Origin of the sequence: Microcystis sp. M169S2 (assembly GCF_020245865.1) — a bacterium.
Classification (GTDB): Bacteria; Cyanobacteriota; Cyanobacteriia; order Cyanobacteriales; family Microcystaceae; genus Microcystis; species Microcystis ichthyoblabe_A.
The window spans coordinates 1-2,699 of the sequence record NZ_JADBUB010000115.1 but is presented as its reverse complement, the minus strand read 5'-3'; the positions used below and the strand labels follow the sequence as shown (position 1 = coordinate 2,699).

The window sequence follows — 2,699 nt, the reverse complement described above, 5'->3', positions numbered from 1 at the left end:
TAATCGGGTCAGGCAAGGGAATTTCACCCTCACCTTCCCACAGAACCGTGCGTGAGACTCTCGCCTCACACGGCTCTTCATGTTCTCAATCACTTGACTAAAGATAGTCATGGTTGTACTAATTTCCAATGGGCAAATAAGGTGGGCTGTTCCTGGTATATTGCCCGCAGCCAACGGAGCGAGGCATACTTGAAAAGACCCTTTTCCCATTTTACCCATTTCAACAAACGATGGTTCAGCTGGTTCCATACCGGACGCATACCCGCATTCCAGAACTTGTGGTAGTACTGAATGATTCCTTCAATCACAGGATTCAGTTCTCGGGCCAGAAGAGCAATCGGCTTGCGTCGCTTGTGGATTTCCAGCTCTCGAAACTTCCTATTGATAGAAGTTTTCGAAGCACAACTCACAAATGTACCCGGCATAAGTATCCGGCGGCCACTGATCTCACGCATCACCGGACGAAGCGTAAAGCCGAGGAAGTCATATTTTCTTGGATAGCGTTTCTCGCTTTTACCGCGAAGATTCACTATGCGCGTTTTGACAGGGTGTAGCGTTAACCCGCAGGCCACCATACGTTCCCTTATTCGCGCAAGCATGAACTGCGCCTGACGCTCCGTTTTGCAATGAACAATGATGTCGTCAGCATAACGTTCAAACGGCTTTTCCTGATGATGCTTTTGCATCCATCCATCAAATACAACATGCAGAAAAAGGTTCGACAGTAACGGACTAATCACTCCTCCTTGCGGAGTACCCTGATTCCGTGCCGTACGCTTTCCATCTTTCATGATGTCCGCTTTCAGCCATCGCTCCACATACATCAGTACCCATTTGTCCTTGCAATAATGCGAAAGTGCTTTCATCATCAAGTCGTGATCGATGGTATCGAAGTAAGACTTGATGTCAAGATCAACCGCAAAGTCATGGTTGAAACAATTCCGCTGACTTTGGGCTACCGCATCATGTGCGCTGCGTCCGGGACGATACCCGAATGAACTTTCATGAAACAGTGGCTCTAATTGCTTCTCCAAATGGTTGCGCACCACTTGTTGGGCAATACGATCCAAAAGGGTGGGAATGCCTAAAGGTCGCACTCCTCCGCTTTTCTTCGGTATCTCTACCTGACGAACAGGCGCAGGAAAATAACTTCCCGAACTCAGACGGTTCCAGAGCATGTAGAGATATCTATGCAGGTTGGCATCCAACTCCGCCCAGGTCATTCCATCTACTCCTGCTCCGCCCTTGTTGGCACGAACAATCCCATAGGCCTTTAAGACCATTGCCATGGTAATTGGTTGTGATTTCGTCTCAAAATAATCAATCATCCCATTCGCTGGTTGTTGAATAATTTAAAACATGAACATGTCAGACCCTTCGATCCCGGATCATTACAACCCGTTCTTCTCTACTACGATCTGATCTGCCGCCAGTGTGACACCCTCTCCCTGGGCGCTGGTTTCCCTTTGTTTAGTTTGACCAATCCACACTGACTTCACTTGTTCCATTTGACCGCCTGACCGAGCGTCCTGCCGCCTTAACCCCGGATGAGACACAACCCGTAATCCGGTATCGGTTGTGTTTCTATCGCAGATGCAAACGTAACCACCTGCTTTGCTCATCGTCTTGCCCTTTCGAGGCTTCATCGAACGGTTCACTTTCGTTCAGCTCACTTCGGTCATACCTGAACAGATTCACTCTGTCCTTTTGATCCTTGTCGCTCACCACTACTTATTTTCATAAGCAGCAGCACAAGGCGGTTTACTAACTCTCCCGGAAGAGCGTCAGTGGAAGGCCAATTGATTCCCATCAATTTATTCCATCAGTCAAATAGCATTCAATTACTTGTTTCATGAGTAATTGATTCAAGTCACAGTCGGGTCACGCAGGGGAATTTCACCCCTGCGTTCCCACAGAACCGTGCGTGAAAGTCTCCCTTCACACGGCTCTTCAAGTTCAGTTACACTTGCAATATGATATTGCAGCGGAATAGTTCGACCGTGAAATCATGGTCGAATGTAACATCGCTTCGCTTCAGGTCATCTTCCCATTGCTGGTTGTGTTCAGCAACGAAGCAGGAACTTGCCGAAACCTTCGCTCCATTGCATTTCTGCAACTTCCTAACTACTACGATCCGGTCCGCCACCATTGCCTCATACTATTCCTGTATGCTTGCATCCTGTTTGACAATTAACAAGGCGGCAATGACTTCTCTTGTTCCGAAAAATACCCAACATGGCAGTCCTGCCCACTTTACCCCGGATGCCGCGCAAACAGTAATCAAGTCGTCCTTTGCGCTTTGTCACAGCCTAAACGTGAGAGGCTGCTTTTGACATCGTCTTGCGCTTTCGAGGCTTCGTAGCGGGTTCAATTTATTCAGCTCTGCCATGCCCACCTTCGGAGATCTTTGTCCCCGTTTTTAACTTTATCGTTCACCACAACAGTGTTTCCACTTATGCAGCATAAAGCGGTTTGCAAAGTGCTCTTGACAACCCTTTGCGGAAGGCCAATCCCATGAATGGGGCTTCCATGTATTTTTCAGCATTCATCTCTGCGCCTTGCAGCGTGGAGATGATTCAAGACACACCACGCTTGCACTTCAAGAAAAAGAAGATACGGTATCTTTCTTTAATGATCAGCCGGTAGGTGGCTCACTTACCATGACCTCAGTTATGATTAAAACATAATCGATACTTTTT

General features: G+C 47.6%; 1 protein-coding gene. It reads right to left on the bottom strand.

Going from position 1 to position 2,699, the window contains the following annotated elements:
- Positions 1-107: 107 nt before the first annotated feature.
- Complete coding sequence (gene ltrA / locus IM485_RS12245; protein WP_287743368.1) at positions 108-1,328, bottom strand: group II intron reverse transcriptase/maturase; 1,221 nt, start codon at positions 1,326-1,328, stop codon at positions 108-110.
- Between the last annotated feature and the right edge of the window lie 1,371 nt (positions 1,329-2,699).

Coding starts and splice junctions, on each gene's coding strand:
- ltrA (WP_287743368.1), bottom strand. CDS start 1,328: ATGATTGATTATTTTGAGACGAAATCACAACCAATTACCATGGCAATG.